This is a genomic window from Streptomyces sp. NBC_00237 (assembly GCF_026342435.1).
In the GTDB taxonomy this organism is placed as follows: Bacteria; Actinomycetota; Actinomycetes; order Streptomycetales; family Streptomycetaceae; genus Streptomyces.
In genome coordinates this window covers 497,536-516,430 of the sequence record NZ_JAPEMT010000001.1, presented here as the reverse complement: position 1 = coordinate 516,430, position 18,895 = coordinate 497,536, and the positions used below count along the sequence as shown (strand labels likewise).

Here is an 18,895-nt window from a genome sequence, read left to right as displayed (position 1 = left end):
CGCTCCTGCGTGTGCCGGGCGGCCGGCCCTCCTGACGGCTGCGCCGCCTCACCGCGAAGCCGAGACCCGCGGCGCCGACGCCGGCCAGACCGCCACGTCCCCCTACCTCCCCCACCTCTCAACGAAACCTCACCCCACCCACCGCACCCCACTACGCTCCGTACCCGCCCGCCCGCCTCCTGCCCCTCCGGTCAACCCCCCGGGGTACCCCTAGGGGATGTCACAGCTCGGCGGCAAAGACCCCCTTATCCGCCACTGCCCGTCCCCGCCCGTATCCGGAGCGGGTACGTTCGTTCGCGTGGCTGGATTCAGGATCGGACGCGGCCGGGACAACCGCACGCAGCAGGAACCGCAGCGGCAGCAACCGCAGCAGCAGCCGTACGGGGGGCAACAGGCACCGCCTCACCCCCAGTACGGCCGTCAGCAGTGGCCGCCGCAGTCCCCGGGCAACGGCAACGGGGCCCCACAGGGCAACGGCGGATACGGATACGGAGGCGGCGGCTCCGACGAGCCGGAGTACTTCGGCGACCCCCACCCCCAGCACAACCAGGGCGGTTACGACCCCCGGTACGGCCAGGCCCCGCCCCAGACCCCGTACGACCCGTACGCCCAGGGCGCTCACGACCCGTACGCCAACAACCCGGGCCACACGCAGGCGTTCAGCGTCAACGAGGACCCGTACGGCGACGGCAACACCTACCGCGCGGGCAACTCCCCCGCCCCGCCGCCCGGCCCCCGCCTCCCCTGGAAGCAGCTGCTCTCGGGCATCGTGCTGCGCCCCGGGGACACCTTCTGGCAGATGCGCGACCACCAGGTCTGGTCCCCCGCCGTCATCGTCACGTTCCTCTACGGCATGCTCGCTGTCTTCGGCTTCGACAAGGCGCGCGAGGACACGATCAACGCGACCTTCGCGAGCGCCATCCCGTACGTCCTGATCACCGCGGTCGCGATGACGCTCTGCGGCCTGATCCTGGGCGCGGTGACGCACACGGTGGCGCGTCAGCTCGGCGGCGACGGCTCCTGGCAGCCCACGGTCGGCCTCTCCATGCTGATCATGTCCATCACGGACGCCCCCCGCCTCCTCCTGGCCCTCTTCCTGGGCGGCGACAACAACCTCGTCCAGATCGTCGGCTGGGCCACCTGGCTCGCCGCGGGCGCCCTCTTCACTTCGATGGTCAGCAAGTCCCACGACCTCCCCTGGCCGAAGGCGCTGGGCGCTTCGGCCATCCAGCTGATCGCGCTCCTCTCGCTCATCAAGCTGGGCACGCTGTAACGCACACGACTACGCACCCGCACACGCCAGAGGGCCCGGAGCTTTGAGCTCCGGGCCCTCTCACGTTTCCCCCCGTGCCATGACACTCACGCGTCGAGAATCTGCCCGTCCCGCCGCACGACCGGCTTCTCCACGGACCACGGGAAGTTAATCCACTCGTCGGTCCGCTTCCACACGTACTCACACTTCACCAAAGAGTGCGACTTCTCGTACACCACCGCACTGCGCACCTCCGCCACATGTTCCAGGCAGAAGTCGTGCACCAGCTTCAGCGTCTTCCCGGTGTCCGCCACGTCATCAGCGATCAGCACCTTCTTGTTGCTGAAGTCGATGACATTCGGAACCGGCGCCAGCATGACCGGCATTTCCAGAGTCGTCCCGACCCCGGTATAGAACTCGACATTCACCAGATGAATGTTCTTGACGTCCAGCGCGTACGCGAGCCCACCCGCCACGAACACCCCACCACGCGCAATACTCAGCACGATGTCGGGCTCGTACCCGTCATCCGCGATCGTCTGCGCCAGCTCGCGCACAGCGTGCCCGAACCCGTCGTACGTCAGATTCTCCCGCACGTCACTGTTACCCATACCGGCTATCACACCTGCGTCCGATGGAAATTGAGGAAGGACCGCGAGGCCGTCGGCCCACGCTGCCCCTGATAACGGGACCCGTACCGCTCGGACCCGTAAGGAAACTCAGCCGAGGAACTCAGCTGGAACAAACACAGCTGCCCGATCTTCATCCCCGGCCACAACTTGATGGGAAGCGTCGCCAGATTCGACAACTCCAGCGTCACATGCCCCGAAAAACCAGGATCGATAAACCCGGCCGTCGAGTGCGTGACCAACCCCAACCGCCCGAGCGAACTCTTCCCCTCCAACCGCGAAGCGAGATTGTCGGGCAGGGTAATCGTCTCGTACGTCGAAGCGAGCACGAACTCCCCGGGATGCAGGATGAACGCCTCGTCCCCCTCAGGCTCCACCAACCGCGTCAGATCGGCCTGCTCGACGGCAGGATCGATGTGCGGATACCGATGGTTCTCGAACACCCGGAAGTAGCGGTCGAGCCGCACGTCGACACTCGACGGCTGCACCATGGAATCGTCGAACGGATCAATACGTACGCGTCCGGCGTCGATCTCGGCCCGGATGTCCTTGTCTGAGAGAAGCACTCACCGAGGATACGCAGAGCGCGCGGGCCCGCCCCAATCGGACAACCCCACGCGCTCGACCAACTACCCACAGCTCCTACTTCTGACCCCCCACCGGCACGGCATGCCTGAGCCGCGCACACCGAGGACACCTGACCAGCCTCCCGGGCCCGATCCGCCCTTCACCGAGCTGCCGCAACGGGAACGAAGAGGTGCTGAACACGTGCCCTTCGGCACAGCGGACGACGGTGCGATCCATCAAGTCCCTTCCCCAAACCACGCGTGGACGAAGCTGCCACATTAGGGGATAAACAGGACCCCTCACCAAGCGGCACTCCGCACTCCACGGCAACCCCCTGGACACCGATCTCCCGACATGGGGTACAGTGTCCGACGATGCGGCAGAAGCTCAACAGCCGCTTCGGCGGGTGTAGTTTAATGGTAGAACATGAGCTTCCCAAGCTCAGAGCGCGAGTTCGATTCTCGTCACCCGCTCCACGCAGTACACGCGAAAGCCCCAGGCCAGTGGCCCGGGGCTTTGTTGTTGTCTGGACCGGATAAGGAACCGCTTCCCGCGCCGCATCTCGCGCTCGGTCAATGGAGCGGTGCGCGGAACGCCCCGCCGTAGAGCTCGTCGAGACCGATGAGCAGCACGCCGTCCTCGCCCTGCACTCCACGCGACACCTCGCGTCGCAACGAGTCGCTGAAGCCGGCCGCGCTGAAGCAGGCCAGCTGACATCGACTGGTGTCCATGCCTCGTGCGGTGAGTACTTCCCGTGCCCGAGCCAGCCTCTCCAGGTGGCTCAACCCCATGACGGTTCCCCACTTCGCCTCCCCAAGCAGGTGAACCGCTTGCTTGCTTCCCCCGGACCCGGGTTCCACCACGGCTACGTCGATCTGCGTCTGCCGCCGCGCCACGGGGTCCGTCACCACGCCACCGCCCACCTCCCCCAGGGAGGAGCGGAGCAGGGCCCGGCCCGGCCCGAGGATGTACTCGCGGCACATCGTCTCGAAGTGCGGTCCGGCCACCTGCGCCGCGAAGCGTTCCGCGGACTGTGCCCACACGTCTCGGGCCTGCCCGCTTTCAAGTCGCGCCCAAGCGGGTCGCATCACCGCTTCGTAAAAGTTGATCAGCGGCTCGGTGATTCGGTACTGGGACTTCCCGGCGCGGAAGACGTCCGCTTCCCGCGCCAGGAGGTGACTGTCCTCCAGGACGTGGAGGGGGTGTGAGATGTCCACCGACTTACGGCCGATGTACCCCGCGATCCCTCCACGCGTGGAATTCCCCTGCGCCACCGCGGCGAGGACCGAGTGGTACAAGGCCGTGTCCCGGATGTCCGCTTCCTCGGCCAGCAGGTACCGGGCTTCCCGGAAGAGAGGGCTGAAGGGCGAGAGGACCGTACGGCAGATCCAGTCGTCGAACTCCTCCAGCCCGGTGGGGACGTCGTCCGCGAGGAACTGCCGACGGTACGCAGGCGTGCCACCGAGCACCGCATGGAGACGGGCAGCGAGCGCGGGGTCATCCGCGACCCCCCAGAACTCAGCGGCCGCCCGGTACCCGAAGGGCCGTACGACAAGCTCCAGTTGAGCCCGCCCCCGCAAGGGTGCGGTACTCGCCAGCAGTCCGCCCATGACGGACATCGCCGACCCGCACAGGAGAAGCCGCATCCGGCTCTGCTCAACCTGGAACCGGTCGACCTCCCGCTGGATTATCGACGGAAGCTCCGGAGCGGTCTTCGCCAAGTACGGAAATTCATCAATGACCACAAGCAGTGGCGCCTGAGAACTTCGCGGCGAGGCCAGCCCGAACAGGTAGTAGATCGCGTCGTCCCAGGTGGCAAAGGAGAAAGGAACCGGCGACCCCACGTGCTCGGCAAGAGCCGCGGCGAACTGGCGCAGGGATTCCGTCTCCGTCGCCGCCGTGGCTCCGAAGTAGAAGCCCCCCTGCTGCTCCACCAGGGCACGCAGCAAGTAGGTCTTGCCCATCCGCCGCCTGCCGCTGACGATCCCGAGCATGGCGTGCGGCAGCGGCCGGCTCACGAAGGCGGCGAGGGCGTCCCACTCGACGCTCCGGTCGAAGACATGGACCGGCTTGGTCGGGTGTGCGGAACCAGGCACGAAGGCACTCCTTAGGAACGTACTCCTATGGAGTGTACTCCTAAGGATTGCGGCCGAGCTGGTCGATGCGGGATCGGGCGCATTGCCTCCGTCGGCACGGACCTACGGCCCAGGAGTGGCCCGGGGCTTCTTTGTTGTCTGGGTTGTCTGGGTCTCTCAGGAGCCGCAGCAGCCGCCCGGTGATGCTTCCTCCGTGAGGGGCGAGGGTGAGGTGTGGGGGGCGAGTTGCGGCAGTGCGGGGGCGGGGGCGCAGCAGGACCCGGTGGCGGGCTCTTCCGTCGGTGGGGGGTCGGAGAGGCCGGTGCCGCCGCACACTCCGGTTTCGGGGAGGGTGAGTTCGATCCGGTCGGCGGAGTCGGTGTGGCCCGCGAGGGCGGCGGCGATGGAGCGGACCTGTTCGTAGCCGGTCATGGCGAGGAAGGTCGGGGCGCGGCCGTAGGACTTCATGCCGACGAGGTGGATGCCGGGTTCGGGGTGGGAGAGCTCGCGGTGGCCGTGGGGGTAGACGGTGCCGCAGGAGTGCTGGTTGGGGTCGATCAGGGGGGCCAGTGAGATGGGGGCCTGGAGGCGTTCGTCGAGGGCGAGGCGCAGTTCGTCCAGGAAGGTGAGGTCGGGGCGGAAGCCGGTGAGGACGATGACCTCGTCGACCGGGTCCAGGCGGCGGCCGTCCTCGCCGACCAGGACGAGGCGGGCGGCGTCGTCGCGCTCGACGGCACCGGTACGGAAGCCCGTGACGGCGTCGGCGTGGCCGTTGTCGACGGCGGCCTTGGCGGCGAGACCGAGGGCACCACGGGCGGGGAGCTGGTCGGCCTCGCCGCCGCCGAAGGTGCTGCCGGAGATGCCTCGGCGCAGGACCCATACGCCGTGGGTGCCGGTGCCGTCGTCGGACGTCGCGAGGTCGGCGAGGTGGGCGAGTGCGGTGAAGGCGGAGGCGCCGGAGCCGATGACCGCGGTGCGCTTGCCCGCGTAGCGGGCACGGACGGCCGGGTCCCTGAGGTCGGGGACCCGGTAGGTGATGCGGTCGGCGGCACTCCTCTCGCCGAGGGCGGGCAGGCCGCTGCCGCCGGCCGGGCTCGGAGTGTTCCAGGTACCGGAGGCGTCGATGACCGCGCGGGCCAGGACGCGCTCCTCGCTGCCGTCCGTGCGGGTGAGGTGGACGACGAACGGCTGTGCCTCGCGGTCGGCGTCGACGACGCGGTCGCGGCCGGTACGGGAGACGCCGGTGACGGTGGCGCCGGTGCGGACCCTGTCGCCGAGGGCGTCGGCGAGGGGCTGGAGGTAGTGGTCGGCCCAGTCGCCGCCGGAGGGGTAGCCCGATCCGTCGGGGCGTACCCAGCCGGTGGGGGCGAGGAGCTTCTCGGCGGCCGGATCGACGACCTCGGACCAGGGGGAGAACAGACGCACGTGCGACCACTGGCGTACGGCCGCTGCGGCGGTGGAACCGGCCTCCAGGACGAGCGGCCGAAGCCCCTGCTCGACGAGTTGGGCAGCGGCGGCGAGACCGATCGGACCTGCGCCGATCACGACGACGGGCAGGGCTTCGGCAGAGGTGGATGCGTTCACGGCGGGCTCCCCTTGATTCGACGGTTGTCGATGTCTTGGTGAGTGCCACCATGGCGCTGTGTATTGGCGTTCGTCAATATAGACATCTGTCGAAGTTCTACGGATGATGGGGGCATGACGACGAAGATGCTGCCGCTGCTGGAAACGGGAGCCGTCACCCCGTGCTGCCCGCCGCTCTCCGAGCGCCCGCTGACGGCGGAGGAGGCCGAGCGGACCTCGGTCATGTTCAAGGCGCTGGGGGACCCTGTGCGGCTGCGGCTGTTCTCCCTGGTCGCCTCGCACGAGGGCGGCGAGGCGTGCGTGTGCGACATCTCCGACGTCGGCGTCTCCCAGCCGACCGTCTCCCACCACCTGAAGAAGCTCCGCGAGGCCGGACTGCTGACCTCCGAGCGGCGCGGGACGTGGGTGTACTACCGAGTGGAGCCTTCTGTACTGGCCGCCATGGGCCAGCTCCTCACCCGCGCGGTCCCCGCGTGAGCGTCACCGTGGTGCCGCTGACCGCCGTGCACGCGCAGGAGGTCCTAACGATCTACCGGGCGGGCATCGACGAGGGCAACGCCACCTTCGAGACCACCGCCCCGACCTGGGCGGAGTTCGACGCCGTAAAGCTGGACGCACACCGCTTCGCGGCGCTCGACGACGACGGCAAGCTGCTCGGCTGGGTCGCCGCCACCCGGGTCTCCGACCGCTGCGCGTACGCGGGTGTCGTGGAGCACTCCGTCTACGTCCACCCCGGCGCTCGCGGGCGGGGCGCCGCCGGTCAACTGCTGCTCGCTCTGGTGGAGTCGACGGAAGCTGCGGGGATCTGGACGATCCAGTCCGGGATCTTTCCCGAGAACGCCGCCAGCCTCGCCGTCCACCAGCGGGCCGGATTCCGGGTCATCGGCACCCGCGAGCGGATCGGCCGCCACCACGGCGTCTGGCGTGACGTGGTCCTGGTCGAGCGCCGCAGCCCCGTTCTCCGGTAGGAGAGGGGGAGATGGGGAGACGAGAAGGCCGTTGCGTCCGCGCCCTCAGGACGCCACCTTGTCGGGGGCGAACTTCCGGCGCCAGGCGAGCGCGACGTACACCAGGCCGATGAGGACGGGGACTTCGATGAGCGGGCCGACCACGCCGGAGAGGGCCTGACCCGAGGTGACGCCGAAGGTGGCGATGGCGACCGCGATGGCGAGCTCGAAGTTGTTGCCCGCCGCGGTGAACGCCAGCGTCGCGGTGCGGTCGTAGGCCAGGCCGAGGCTCTTGCCGAGGAGGAAGGTGCCGAAGAACATGACCGCGAAGTACACCAGCAGCGGCAGCGCGATGCGTACGACGTCCAGCGGCTGGGAGGTGATGGTCCTGCCCTGGAGGGCGAAGAGGACGACGATCGTGAAGAGCAGCCCGTAGAGCGCCCAGGGGCCGATCCTCGGAAGGAACGTCGCCTCGTACGTCTCGCGGCCCATCTTCCGCTCGCCGATGCGGCGGGTGAGGAAGCCCGCCAGGAGGGGGACGCCGAGGAAGACGATGACGTTCAGGGCGATGTGCCAGACGGACACGTCGAGGCCCTGGCCGTCGCCCAGGTGCAGCCAGCGGGGCAGCAGGTCGAGGTAGAGCCAGCCCAGCAGGCCGAAGGCGAACACCTGGAAGACGGAGTTGAGGGCGACGAGGACGGCGGCGGCCTCGCGGTCGCCGCAGGCGAGGTCGTTCCAGATGATGACCATCGCGATGCAGCGGGCCAGGCCGACGACGATCAGGCCGGTGCGGTACTCGGGGAGGTCCGGCAGGAAGATCCAGGCCAGGGCGAACATCACGGCGGGGCCGACGATCCAGTTGATGACCAGCGAGGAGATCACCAGCTTGCGGTCGCCGGTGACGCGGTCGAGCTGGTCGTAGCGGACCTTGGCCAGGACCGGGTACATCATCACGAGCAGACCGAGCGCGATCGGCAGGGAGATGCCGCCGATCTCGATCTTCGCGAGCGCGTCGTTCATGCCCGGGACCAGGCGTCCCAGTCCGAGCCCGACGGCCATGGCGAGCAGGATCCACACGGCGAGGTAGCGGTCGAGGGTGGAGAGCTTCTTGACGACCGACGCCTCACCGGGCGGTGCGGTGGTGGGTTCTGTGGCGGCCATCAGCAGGCCCTCTTGTTCTGGGCGGCACCTCGGGCGGAGGCGGCGAGCTCGGCGAACTGTGCGGAAAGGCCGTCCAGGACCTCGGGCTTGAGCTTGTAGTAGGTGAACCGGCCGCACGGCTCGGTGTCCACGATCCCGGCCTCGCGCAGCACCTTCATGTGGTTCGAGAGGTTGGTCTGCTTCGCTCCGGTCTCCTCGACCAGGTGTGTCGTGCAGAGCGTCTCGCGGGCCAGCAGGGTCACGATCTTCAGGCGGAGCGGATCGCCCAGCACCCGGATCACATCAGTGTCGACTGAAGTCAGCATGCGCTGATACTTTCACGTCACCGTCCGCTGACAGCGGCGGGGGATGATGCCGTCGGCAGTCGCGTGCCGCCTTGCGAGAGAGACCTTCACCATGGCCGACAAGCCGTCCGTCCTGTTCGTCTGCGTCCACAACGCCGGCCGCTCCCAGATGGCCGCCGCCTGGCTCGCCCACCTCGCCGGGGACCGTATCGAGGTCCGTTCGGCCGGTTCCGCGCCGGGGGCGGCCGTGAACCCGGCCGCCGTGGCAGCCATGGCCGAGGTCGGCATCGACATCTCGCGGGAGACGCCGAAGATCCTCACCGTCGACGCGGTGAAGGAGTCCGACGTCTGCATCACCATGGGATGCGGCGACACCTGCCCCGTCTTCCCCGGCAAGCGCTATCTCGACTGGAAGCTGGAGGATCCGGCCGGTCGGGGCGTCGAGGCCGTCCGTCCCATCCGCGACGAGATCAGGAGCCTGGTGGAGGGGCTGATCGCCGAGATCGCGACGGACACGCCGGACGCGCCGGACACGGCGGACACAGCGGACACGGCGGATATGCCGGACACGACTGTGTGAGCAGGGTGTGCCGCCGCACGTCGGAGTGCTGGTGCGCGTGAGGAGCGGTCAGGTCTGGGGCGTCCGGTCGAGGAAGTGGAAGGTCGGGCGGGGGTGCATCAGGAAGTCGTGGTGGGAGATGTTCCAGGCGTAGGCGCCCGCGAGGGCGAAGGCCACGCGGTCGCCCGCGCGCAGGCCCGGGGCCGGGACGTGACGGGAGAGGAGGTCCTTGGGGGTGCAGAGCTGGCCGGTGAGGGTGACGCGGGAGTGCTGGGCGGTCGGGCGCGGCCAGGGGTGGGGCCAGGCGTCGACCGGGAGGACGGTGCAGGGCTGGTCGTGGTTCTTGGTCGCGGGGGTGCGCAGGTGGTGGGTGCCGCCCCGGACGACGGCGAACTCCTCGCCGTGGCTGAGCTTCACGTCCAGCACCTGGGTGACGTACCAGCCGCAGTACGCGGTCAGGGCGCGGCCCGGCTCGATGCGCAGGGTGAGGTCGGGGTGGGCGACGGCGAGACGGGCGAGCCCGGTGCCGTAGGCGGCCCAGTCGAAGAGCTGGTCGGGGGCGGCGTAGTCGACGGTCATGCCGCCGCCGACGTTCACCTCGGCGAGGCGGACGCGGTGGCGGGCGGCCAGGTCGGCTGCCCAGGTGACGATGGATGCGGCGATCGCCAGTTGGGCGGGGGCGTGCAGGCCGCTCGCCAAGTGGGCGTGGACGCCGAGCAGCCGAAGGTGGGGGTGGGTGCCGTCGGTGAGGAGGCGGACGGCCGTGTCCGCGTCGGCGGGGTCGAGGCCGAACGGGGTGGGACGGCCGCCCATCGCCAGGGAGCTGTCCGCCAGCGAGTCGCCGGGGACGGGGAGGTTGAAGCGGAGCAGGACACCCACGTCGCGAACGTCCGCGCGCCGCGCCAGGGCTGCCAGTACGTGCAGCTCGTGGATGCTTTCCACGTGGAAGCGCGCCACGCCCAGTTCGAGTGCCGAGGCGATCTCCGCCGGGGTCTTGCCGGGGCCGCCGAAGGCCAGGGGGCGGTCGGGGGCCGCCTTGCGGACGTGGGCCAGCTCGCCGCCCGAGGAGACCTCGTAGCCGTCGACGTACGGGCCGAGCGCGGCGAGGATCTCCGGCTCGGGGTTGGCCTTGGCGGCGTAGTACAGCTCGATGGACGGTGGGAGGGCCGCGCGGACGGTGGCTGCGTGGGTGCGCAGGGCACTCACGTCGTAGACGTAGGCGGGCAGTTCGTGGGAAGGGAGGGAGAGGGTGCGGTCGCGCACCGCAGGGGTGGGGGCAGGGGTGGTCATCGGGTGCTCCAGGTGTCGTGGGCCGTCTCGGACAGCACGGTGTCGGACAGCAAGGTCTCGGACAGCAGCGTCTCGGACAGCAGGGCCTCGGCCAGCGGGGAGGGGAGGCGGACGTAACCCGCCTCGCGGTCGGCCTTGCGTTCCCAGCGGGTCAGCAGGTTGGCCTTCGCGGGTAGCGGCACCCCGGCGAGCAGCGCCGCGAGCCGTGGCGGGCAGCCGTACCGGTCGGCGTACGTCTGGAGGGTGGACCGGACCCGGGCCCACAGGGCGCGCTCGGTCTGCGGGTGCAGGTCGGCGAGGGCGGCGAGCAGTTCGGCGACGTGGTTGACCAGCAGGCAGTAGACGACCCGGTCCCAGCCGCGCTCGGCGTCGTACGTCATGGGGCCCGCGACCTCGGCGGGCAGTGCGGCCAGGGTGTCGGCGTGGTGCTCGGGGAGGAGCTTGGTGCCCTCCAGGTCGCGGAGGAGGAGCTGTGCGGGCATGCCCTCCTCGTCGACGCAGACGACGACGTTCTGGAGGTGCGGTTCCAGCACCAGGCCGTGGTCGAAGTAGGCGGCCAGGACGGGCGGGACGAGCAGAGTGAGGTACGCCGACCACCAGGCGAGGACGGTCTCGGGGGCCGCCCCGGCGAGCAGCCGGGAGACGTGTCCCGGGCCGGTCGGGTACTCGTCGGCGACGGCCGCCGCGAGCAGCGGGGTGGTGCCGGGCAGCAGCTTCTGGGCCAGGCCCTCGCGGACGATCACGCCGAAGCCTTCGAGCAGGGCGTGGTCCGGGGTGCCGTCGGGGCCCGGCAGGTGGAGGGTGCGGTAGGCGGGTTCGCGGAGCATCGCGGTGCCGGGGAAGCGGTCGGCCAGGTCGGTGAGGGCCGGTTGCAGGAGGCGGGTCAGGGCGACGGCCCCGGAGAGTTCGTAACTGGCGTTTTTGCGCAGGCAGTTGGTGATGCGCACGTTCAGGCTGAACTTCAGGAACGTGTCGCCGTCATACAGGGTGCGTACGGACGCGGTGGCGGCGAACGGCCTTCCGGCCAGGCCCAGGTCGAGGATGTCGCCCCGCTCGACGGCCTCGCGCAGCCGGGGGTTCTCGCTCAGCATCTCGTACTGCCACGGGTGGGCGGGCAGCAGCCGGTAGCCGTCCGGGACGTCGGGGCGCAGCCCGTCGAACACGTCGGCGGCGCCGGGCTCGGCGGTCTCCTGGCCGATCAGGTACTCGCGCACCGCGAGGTGGCGGAGGGGGAAGGAGGACCCGGTCTCGGGGGCGTAGGAGAGCCAGGAGGCGATGGAGCCGGTGCGGGCCTTCGGGGTGGGGTGGAAGCGGTGGCCGAAGAGGAGGGACTGTTCGGAGGAGAGGTAGGCGGCGAGACCGCCGTCCGTGGGGGCGAACGCGGGGTTCGTGGTGGCGTACGCGGGGTCCCGGACCGCTGATCCGCCGTCCGTGGCGGCGGTGTCGTCCTTGTCGGGGCGGGTGGCGCGTACGTCGAGGGCTGCCGTGATCGCCTGGTGGCTGGAGGCGATCTGGTCCAGGAACTCCTCGTTGTGCACGCCCGTACGCGACGACAGCTCGTCCTGCGTGTACACGGCGAGCCGACGCCAGTCGATCTCCGCCCAGTCGCCGCCCTGCTGCTCCCGCACCGGCCCGGTGAAGCGGTGGGCGCCCAGCAGCGACGTGCGGCGCAGCGCGACGCGCAGCAGGACGCCCCGGCGGGGCAGGCGCAGCAGCAGGTGGCCGTCGGTGACCGCGGTCTGGTGCTCGGGGCCCGACACCTCTCTCAGGAGGCAGTTGAGGAGGGTGTGGGCCACGGCGTCGTCAGCGGTGGGCAGCCCCCCGGGAGTGGCGGTGACGGAGGGGGTGACGAGTGAATCGGTCAGGGACATCAACGACTCCAGCGGATGCGCAGAGAGCGGAGCTTCAGGGAGCGGAGCTTCAGAGGGCGGAGCTTCAGGGACGAGAGGGCGACCGCGCACACGGTGAGCACGGCCACGGCGGTGCCGGTCAGCACGGGTGCGGCGGGGCCGAAGAGGCTGTTGCCCACGGCGGCGGCCACACCGGCGGCGACCGCACCGGCCTTGGAGAAGAACTCGATCGAGCCGAACAGCCCGCCGGGGGCCCGCCCCTCGGCGCACTCGGCCGCCAGCACCGACAGGCAGACCAGCCCGAGCGTCAGGCCCGCGCCCAGCAGCAGCCGTACCGCCGTCAGGGACAGCAGCGAGTCGGCCGGGCCGTGCCCGGCCAGACCGAGCGCGATGCAGGTGAATCCCAGGGCGATGCCGAGCCGGGGGCGGCGGTGGAAGGCCGAGTGCACCGCCATGGCGGCCAGCAGGTAGCACAGGTGGGGCAGCGCGAAGAGGACTCCGGCCAGGGCGGGCGAGGTGCCGGGAACGCGCTGCTCGATGAGCGTCATCAGGTACGGGAAGGAGATGACGGTGGAGAAGACGAACGCGAACTCCAGGGCGTACAGCGCGTACAGGGAGGTCCGAGGGGCAGCGGTCGGGGCTGCCGTGTCCTCGGCGGCCACCGGGTCCGCAGGCTGCCCGGTGCCCCGCTCCCTCGACCCCCGCGACTCCGGCAGCGCCGCGATCAGCAGGGCCGCCGTGAGCGGCAGCACGGCGAGCAGGGCGTACTGCCGGTGCGGTGACACCCAGGGCGACAGCGAGCCGACCACGATCGGGGCGAGGACCAGTGCGGCCCGCGCGGCCCCCTGCATCAAGGTGAGCGCCCTGGACAGGGCCGGTCCCTCCAGCGCCGCACCGAGGTAGCCGTTCGACGCGGCGAACGTGCCGCCGAGGATGCCCTGGAGCACCAGCGCGGCCGTGAAGGTGGCGATCGAGTCGGCCCACCCCGCGATCAGGAAGGACAGGGTGAGGCCCAACTGGGCGCGCAGCAGCAGCCGTTTGCGGCCGAAGCGGTCGGCGAGCCGCCCCCAGAACGGGGCGCCAACCGCCGCGAAGACGGTGGGGACGACGTAGAGCACTCCGGCCCACTGGGCGGTGCTGTCGCCGAGGCTCGGCAGGATCTCGGTGAAGTAGGGCGGCAGGCCGAGGGCGGCGAAGGACGCCACGAAGTAGCACCCGGCCACGGCGTGCACCTGGCGTCGCCCGAGGGGCTGCGGTGCGGCGGCGCTCTCTTCCGGGGGCCGGACCTCGGGGAGTACGGGGGCACTCATCGCGCGACCGCCGTCCGCAGCAGGTAGTTCGGGCCGGTGGTGTAGTGCTTGTTGATGTCGGCGGCGCCCGAACGCTCCTTGGTGAGCAGCGATCCGGCGCTGACCATCGCCTTGACCGGCAGCTGCGGGGCGTCCAGCACCCGGGCGCGCAGCACCGCGCCGGGCTCCCCCGCCCCGGTGCCGAGCCGCTCGACGGCTTCCGTGAGCCTGTCGCGTACGAGAGCGAGCAGCGTGTCCAGCGGGGCGCGGCCGCTGCGGGCCAGTCCGAAGGCGTACGCGCCCGCGCACAGGTGGACGGTGATGGTGGTGAACAGGTCGGTGACCGCCTGGTCGTCCGGGCCGAAGATCCGGGCGTCGTCGAAGTCGGACGGGTCCGGCGCGTCGGTCCCCAGGGTCGCGCGCATGCGGTCGGTGTGGATGCGCGGGCCGTCGTTGTCCTTGAGCAGCAGCCGCAGCCGGGTGCGGCCTTCCGCGTCGCGGTCCAGGACGACGGAGACGTTCTGCTGGTGGGACTCCAGCGCGATGCCGTAGCCGAAGAGCGTGGTCTGCCAGTCGAAGAGCAGGGTGAGGCAGGCGTCGAGCAGGGCGAGCGGATCGCCGCCGTAGAAGCGGTCGGCGAGGCGGTCGAGCACCGTCGCGCCGCCGGGAGCCTCGCTCAGCAGGGCGGCCATGGGGGTGATCACGGCGTCGTCGAGTCCGGCGGGGTAGCGGCGGGCGAGTACGGCGAGGAGTTCGTGCCCCGCGTGGGCGTACACCGTCTCGTCGGCGTGCAGGACCGTGTCGACGAAGCGCGCTTCGCGGGCGGTCACGGCTTCCAGCAGGCGCTGTCCCGCAGCCCCGTCGACGAGGGTGCCGGGCTTGATGGTCCGGCGGTTGCGCAGCCCCAACGTCGCGGTGGAGAGCGGCAGTTTGAGGTGGAGGTCGGGGTCGGAGGTCAGTGCGACGGTACGCATCGACAGGGTCGGTACGGCGTCCCGGTGCGGGTGTTCGGCAAGCACGGCCCGGCCGTCGAGTCCGGTGGCGCGCAGGGCCTCGGCCAGGGGCTCGCCGACCGTCAACGGGTGTACGGGGAGCGCGACATGGTGATGGAAGCGCTCCGGCAGGCCGAGCAGTGCGGGCGTGGGCCACTGGTCGGGCAGCCGGGCGTGGCCACCGGGCACGGTGACCGCGTCGCGCGGTACGGCCAGCCAGTGCAGTGCGAAGCGGGGGTGGAACTCCGGTGCGTACGCGCGCAGTTGGGGCTCGGTGAGGCCGGAGCGCCCTCGGGCGGCCGGGTAGACCGGGTGGTCGTGGCGGGCGGCGAGGGTGTCGTGGGCGAGCGCGCCGGTGAGGCCGGTCCAGTCGGCGGGGTCGGCGCCGTAGCGGTCGGCGAGGCGTCCGGTGACCTCGTCGCGGGTGCGGTCGTGCAGCCGCATGGTGGCGAGGGTCTGGCGGCACTCCTCGGCGAAGGCGTCGAAGCCGGGCCGGTCGGCGGGGTGGGCGAGCGCGGCCAGGGCGGTGAGCACGTCGTCGTGGGTGGTCAGCTCGCGGTCGTCCGACTCCCTTACGAGCAGGGGCAGTCGGGCGGTGTACGTGCTCTGGAAGCCGTCCTCGACGACGGGGAGCAGCAGGGCGCCGCCACCGCCTTCGGGGGCCAGCCGCAGCCAGCGGCCGTCCTCCCGCTCCACCTGCGTGGAGCGGGTGCGCAGGCCCACGACGTCCTCACGGAGCAGTGCGCCGAGCACGCGCAGCAGCAGGTCCGCCTCGGCGTCCACCGCCGTGGTGAGCGCCGTCACGGGCGGCTTCGCGGGCACCGGAACGCGCGGCGACACGGCCGCCGTCACGGGGTGATCACCCAGCGCTGTGCGGCGAGGAAGTCGTTCGCGACGCGGTCCACCGTCTCCTGGTCGGTACCGGTGGCCCGGAGCACGCCGACGTAGTCGCGGTTGGTGTGGTGGAGGTCGTGCCGCTCACCGACCTGGCGCAGCGGCCGGTACGTCAACCGCACCCCGTCCACGCTGAGTTCGGTGGCCTCGGGGGCGGACGTCAGCGTTCCCGCCCGGTCGACGCACGGGTACTCCAGCCGGGCGGCTCCGTCGGTGCGCAGCCCCAGGTCGGCGGGGAGCGGCTCGCCGAGGTGGGTGCGCAGGACGTGCTCGAAGAGCGGGATGTCCAGCAGCTCGGCCAGCAGCAGGTCGCACTGGTCGCCGATGGCGCGGTAGTTGACCTCGATGATGCGGGCCCGGCCCTCGTGCACCACGAACTCGGTGTGGCAGGCGCCGAACCCGACGCCGAGCGCGTCGAGTTGGGCGAGGATCTGCGCCACGACCGGCTCGGGGTGGGCGGGGACGAAGGCGAGGCGCTCCTCGATGAAGTACGGCGGGGCCGACACCTCGGTGTGGAAGCCGCCCAGGACGTGGCGGACGCGGCCGTCGCCCAGCGTTTCGAGGGTGTACAGCTCGCCCGCCAGGTACTCCTCGACGACCAGCGGGGCCTGCGGACGGCGGCCCTGGATCTCCTTGCAGCGCAGCACCAGGTCCTCGGGGGTGCCGACGAGCACCACGTCCTCGCTGGCCACGCCCTCGCGGGGCTTGACGACGCACGGGTACGGCACGTCGAGGCCCAGGAGTACGGCCGGATCCTGACCGGCGGCCAGCTCCGTCGACCACACCGTGTCGGCGCCCGTCGCGGTGAGGTGGCGGCGCAGGTGCGCCTTGTCCTTGGCGCGCAGCGCGGCCTGCCAGGGCTTGGCGGGCAGGCCGAAGTAGTCGGCGGCCAGGGCCGTCTGGGTCTGGAGGTGGTCGCTGTTGCTGAATACCGCGTCGGGCGCGTGATGGGTCGCGATCCGCGTGATGACCGCGCGGAAGTCGCGTACGTCGCACTCCAGGACTTCGACGTCCGGGTACGTGGCGCGGTGGGCCCCGGGCTGGTCGGTGAGGACGGTGACGTCGAGGCCGAGCCGGGCGGCGGCGGGGAGGAAGCCCTCGGTGACCGAGTCGGTGGGGTTCAGGGTGAGCAGGTACAACCGCATCGGCGGTGGCCCTTCCGGGTCGGGGGTGGGGCGGGAGCGGGTCGGGGGTGGGGCGTGAGCGGGTCGCGGGTGGGGCGGGAGCGGGTCGGGGGGTGAGGCAGGAGCAGGTCGTGGGTGAGCCGCGCGTGGGAACGAGCGGCGCATGGGGCACGACGGTGGCGGCGGGACGCCGGTTCACCTGTGGCCACATCGACGGCGGAAGCTTAGGTTAGGCAACCCTAAGTAATCAACTTCCGTTCGACGTGCGGGGAGTCCGCTGGACCGACGGCACCCCATCGTGATTAAGGTAAGCCTTACCTTTCCAGATCAAGGAGCGCGGATGACCCTGGCCATGGAGCCCACGACGGCCTCCCCCGCCACGTCCACGGAGCTCCCGCTCTCCGACGCCTACCTGCGCCTCACGGCGGCGTGCGCAGCGCTGGACGTACGTGTCCTGCACACGGAGCCCGCCCCGCACCCGGAGCCTGACGGGCGAGGACGCCTCGACGGGGCCGAACTCGCGTGCAGCGAGGAGGCGATGGCCGCCTTCGTCGACGCCGAGGCCGCCCGCATCGCGGCCCGCCACGGCCACGCCCCCCGCAGGGACGTCGCCGCCTCCCGCGCACTGCACGACTACCTCTGGTCCGTCAGCCTGCTGATGAGCGGCCCCTGGTACCTGGAACGGCGCGTTCCGCGCATCGCGCCGCAGGACGTCCGCCTCGTCCTGGCCACGGCCGCGTTCGAGCTCGTCCCGGGGGCGGACTTCGCCTGCCTCCCCGGCGACCCGGCGGCCGGGTCGCCCGGCGCACGGGTGGTGGCCGACGAGGAGGCGCTGCGGGCCGAGTTGCGCGCGGCGGTCGCCGACCACGTACGCCCGTTGCTGACGGCCGTACGACCGCACGCACGCCGGGGCCCGAGGGTCCTGTGGGGCATGGCGGGCGACGACCTGGTCTCCGGGATCTGGTACCTCGGCCGGATGCTCGGCCAGGAGGAGCGGGCCCTCCAGGCCGCCACCGAGCTGCTGCCGACCGCCGTCGCGCCCTTCCCCGGCGGTGCCGACTTCCGCAGGCTGACCACCCCCGACGGCCGACGGCACCCGACCCGTACCCGTATCGGCTGCTGCATGTACTACGCCGTCGAGCCCGACCAGGCGTGCGCGACGTGCCCCAGGACCTGTGACGCGGAGCGCCTGCGGAGGCTGACGGACTAGGACTCCCAGGGGGCCCGGAAGAGCCCCCTGGAAAGCCGTCGGGCCGCCAGCGGGGCGTACGGCTTCTCCGTACGCGTCCGGTGGCGGCCCGTCAGCGGTGGGGCGACGCCTACTTCGCCGCGTCGACCTGGAAGGTCTTCGCCATCTGGTCGAGGACGAGTTCCGCGCCCTGAAGCGAGACGGAGGTCATCCAGACCGCGTCGTCGACCTCGTGGACCTGGCCCTTCTGCACCGCGCCGAGCCGCTTCCACAGCGGGTTGGCGAGGAACTTCTTCTTGCGGTCCTCACCGCCGGAGAAGGTCGTCATGAAGATGTGGTCGGCGTCCGCCTGCCCGATCTGCTCCTCGCTGATCTCGATGTTGAACTCCTTCGGGTCCTGCTGGTTGGCAGGGCGCGCGAGTCCCATGTCCTTCAGGATGATGCCGCTGAAGGTGGCGGGCAGGTAGATGCGCGTGGGGCCGTCGACGAAGCGGACCAGCGAGAAGGTCGCGGGGGACTTGCCGTCCTTGCCCTTGACCTTGGCGTTGATCGCGTCACCGATCTTCTTGGCGCGCGTCTCGTACGCCGCCAGCTGGGTCTTCGCCTTCTCCTCCGCGCCCAGGACCTGGCCGAGGAAGCTGACGTTCTCCTTCCAGATCGGGCCCGTGGTCTTCACGAAGACGGTCGGCGCGATCTGGCTCAGCTGGGGGTAGAGGTCCTCGTGGCGGACGGTCGCCGAGACGATGAGGTCCGGCTTGAGTGCGGCGATCGCCTCCAGGTTCGGGGTGGCGATCGGACCGACGTCCTTGGTGTTCTTCACCGCGTCACCGAGGTACGGGGGGAAGCCCTTCTGGTCGCGGTACGAGCCGATGCCGCCGACCAGCGGGGCGTCCAGCGCGACGACGGCCTCGACCAGGCTGTTGTCCAGCGCCACCACGCGCTGGGGCTTGGCCTTGATCTCGGTCTTGCCCTTGTCGTGCGTGATCGTGCGCGGGAAGGAGCCGGCGGCCGCGGCGGGCTTGTCGGCCGCCGCCTTGTCGGCCTTGTCGGCCGTGTCGCTGCCGCAGGCGGCCAGCGAGAGGGCCATGGCCGCCGTGAGGGCGGCGGCGGCGATCCGGCCCGGCCGGCGACGCTGAGGGAAGAGGTGCATGGGTTCTCCAGGAACGGCGGCAGCACGAGAGACGGCGGCAGCGCTTAGGTAAGGCTTAC

The 18,895-nt window shown here is 70.9% G+C and carries 17 protein-coding genes and 1 tRNA gene; 6 read left to right on the top strand and 12 right to left on the bottom strand.

The window, feature by feature from the left end:
• Window positions 1–298: 298 nt before the first annotated feature.
• Entirely contained in the window at window positions 299–1,273 is a 975-nt protein-coding gene (locus OG897_RS02045) for a Yip1 family protein (RefSeq protein WP_266652270.1), read from the top strand.
• A gap of 86 nt (window positions 1,274–1,359) precedes the next feature.
• On the opposite strand, the gene OG897_RS02040 is transcribed toward OG897_RS02045, so the two are convergent.
• A complete protein-coding gene (locus OG897_RS02040; protein ID WP_266652268.1) occupies window positions 1,360–1,863 on the bottom strand; it encodes a phosphoribosyltransferase in 504 nt (167 codons plus the stop codon).
• A gap of 8 nt (window positions 1,864–1,871) precedes the next feature.
• Entirely contained in the window at window positions 1,872–2,447 is a 576-nt protein-coding gene (dcd, locus tag OG897_RS02035) for a dCTP deaminase (protein WP_266652266.1), read from the bottom strand.
• Window positions 2,448–2,850: 403 nt separating this feature from the next.
• On the opposite strand from dcd, the gene OG897_RS02030 reads away from it, so the two are divergent.
• Window positions 2,851–2,924 (top strand) — tRNA-Gly (locus OG897_RS02030).
• Window positions 2,925–3,020: 96 nt separating this feature from the next.
• Here the strand turns inward: OG897_RS02030 and OG897_RS02025 are convergent.
• The gene (locus OG897_RS02025; protein ID WP_266652264.1) at window positions 3,021–4,544 is read right to left on the bottom strand and encodes an ATP-binding protein; all 1,524 of its coding nucleotides are present in this window, start codon (window positions 4,542–4,544) and stop codon (window positions 3,021–3,023) included.
• A 156-nt stretch (window positions 4,545–4,700) separates the two neighbouring features.
• A complete protein-coding gene (locus OG897_RS02020) occupies window positions 4,701–6,107 on the bottom strand; it encodes an NAD(P)-binding domain-containing protein (protein ID WP_266652262.1) in 1,407 nt (468 codons plus the stop codon).
• Window positions 6,108–6,221: 114 nt separating this feature from the next.
• Between OG897_RS02020 and OG897_RS02015 the strand changes: the two genes are divergently transcribed.
• Window positions 6,222–6,584, top strand: coding sequence for a helix-turn-helix transcriptional regulator (locus OG897_RS02015; protein WP_266652260.1), 363 nt, complete (start codon window positions 6,222–6,224; stop codon window positions 6,582–6,584).
• Window positions 6,581–7,075, top strand: a complete 495-nt coding sequence (locus OG897_RS02010) for a GNAT family N-acetyltransferase (protein ID WP_266652258.1) — start codon at window positions 6,581–6,583, stop codon at window positions 7,073–7,075. Before OG897_RS02015 ends, OG897_RS02010 begins: the two co-directional genes overlap by 4 nt.
• A gap of 45 nt (window positions 7,076–7,120) precedes the next feature.
• Here OG897_RS02010 and arsB read toward each other — a convergent pair whose 3' ends face one another.
• Entirely contained in the window at window positions 7,121–8,215 is a 1,095-nt protein-coding gene (arsB, locus tag OG897_RS02005) for an ACR3 family arsenite efflux transporter (RefSeq protein WP_266652255.1), read from the bottom strand.
• Window positions 8,215–8,520, bottom strand: coding sequence for a helix-turn-helix transcriptional regulator (locus tag OG897_RS02000; RefSeq protein ID WP_266652253.1), 306 nt, complete (start codon window positions 8,518–8,520; stop codon window positions 8,215–8,217). Before OG897_RS02000 ends, arsB begins: the two co-directional genes overlap by 1 nt.
• 91 nt (window positions 8,521–8,611) lie before the next feature.
• On the opposite strand from OG897_RS02000, the gene OG897_RS01995 reads away from it, so the two are divergent.
• The gene (locus OG897_RS01995) at window positions 8,612–9,079 is read left to right on the top strand and encodes an arsenate reductase ArsC (RefSeq protein WP_266652251.1); all 468 of its coding nucleotides are present in this window, start codon (window positions 8,612–8,614) and stop codon (window positions 9,077–9,079) included.
• 48 nt (window positions 9,080–9,127) lie between these two features.
• On the opposite strand, the gene OG897_RS01990 is transcribed toward OG897_RS01995, so the two are convergent.
• Genes OG897_RS01990 through OG897_RS01970 form a run of 5 tightly spaced genes read right to left on the bottom strand, consistent with a single transcriptional unit; the run spans window position 9,128 to window position 16,518 of the window.
• Complete coding sequence (locus OG897_RS01990; protein WP_266652249.1) at window positions 9,128–10,348, bottom strand: type III PLP-dependent enzyme; 1,221 nt, start codon at window positions 10,346–10,348, stop codon at window positions 9,128–9,130.
• On the bottom strand, window positions 10,345–12,219 hold the full coding sequence (locus tag OG897_RS01985) for an IucA/IucC family siderophore biosynthesis protein (RefSeq protein ID WP_266652247.1): 1,875 nt from the start codon (window positions 12,217–12,219) through the stop codon (window positions 10,345–10,347). Before OG897_RS01985 ends, OG897_RS01990 begins: the two co-directional genes overlap by 4 nt.
• Window positions 12,219–13,508: an MFS transporter gene (locus OG897_RS01980; protein ID WP_266652245.1), complete on the bottom strand. Its 1,290-nt coding sequence runs from the start codon at window positions 13,506–13,508 to the stop codon at window positions 12,219–12,221. The genes OG897_RS01985 and OG897_RS01980 overlap by 1 nt, the downstream gene beginning before the upstream one ends.
• The gene (locus OG897_RS01975) at window positions 13,505–15,283 is read right to left on the bottom strand and encodes an IucA/IucC family siderophore biosynthesis protein (RefSeq protein WP_266656496.1); all 1,779 of its coding nucleotides are present in this window, start codon (window positions 15,281–15,283) and stop codon (window positions 13,505–13,507) included. Before OG897_RS01975 ends, OG897_RS01980 begins: the two co-directional genes overlap by 4 nt.
• A 44-nt stretch (window positions 15,284–15,327) precedes the next feature.
• Window positions 15,328–16,518 (bottom strand): acetyl-CoA carboxylase biotin carboxylase subunit family protein, encoded by a 1,191-nt coding sequence (locus OG897_RS01970; RefSeq protein ID WP_266652243.1) that lies wholly within the window; start codon window positions 16,516–16,518, stop codon window positions 15,328–15,330.
• 319 nt (window positions 16,519–16,837) lie between these two features.
• Here OG897_RS01970 and OG897_RS01965 point away from each other — a divergent pair, with 319 nt between their 5' ends.
• The gene (locus OG897_RS01965) at window positions 16,838–17,707 is read left to right on the top strand and encodes a (2Fe-2S)-binding protein (RefSeq protein WP_266652241.1); all 870 of its coding nucleotides are present in this window, start codon (window positions 16,838–16,840) and stop codon (window positions 17,705–17,707) included.
• Window positions 17,708–17,816: 109 nt separating this feature from the next.
• Here the strand turns inward: OG897_RS01965 and OG897_RS01960 are convergent, their stop codons facing one another.
• Window positions 17,817–18,836: an ABC transporter substrate-binding protein gene (locus tag OG897_RS01960; protein WP_266652239.1), complete on the bottom strand. Its 1,020-nt coding sequence runs from the start codon at window positions 18,834–18,836 to the stop codon at window positions 17,817–17,819.
• Window positions 18,837–18,895 lie beyond the last annotated feature (59 nt).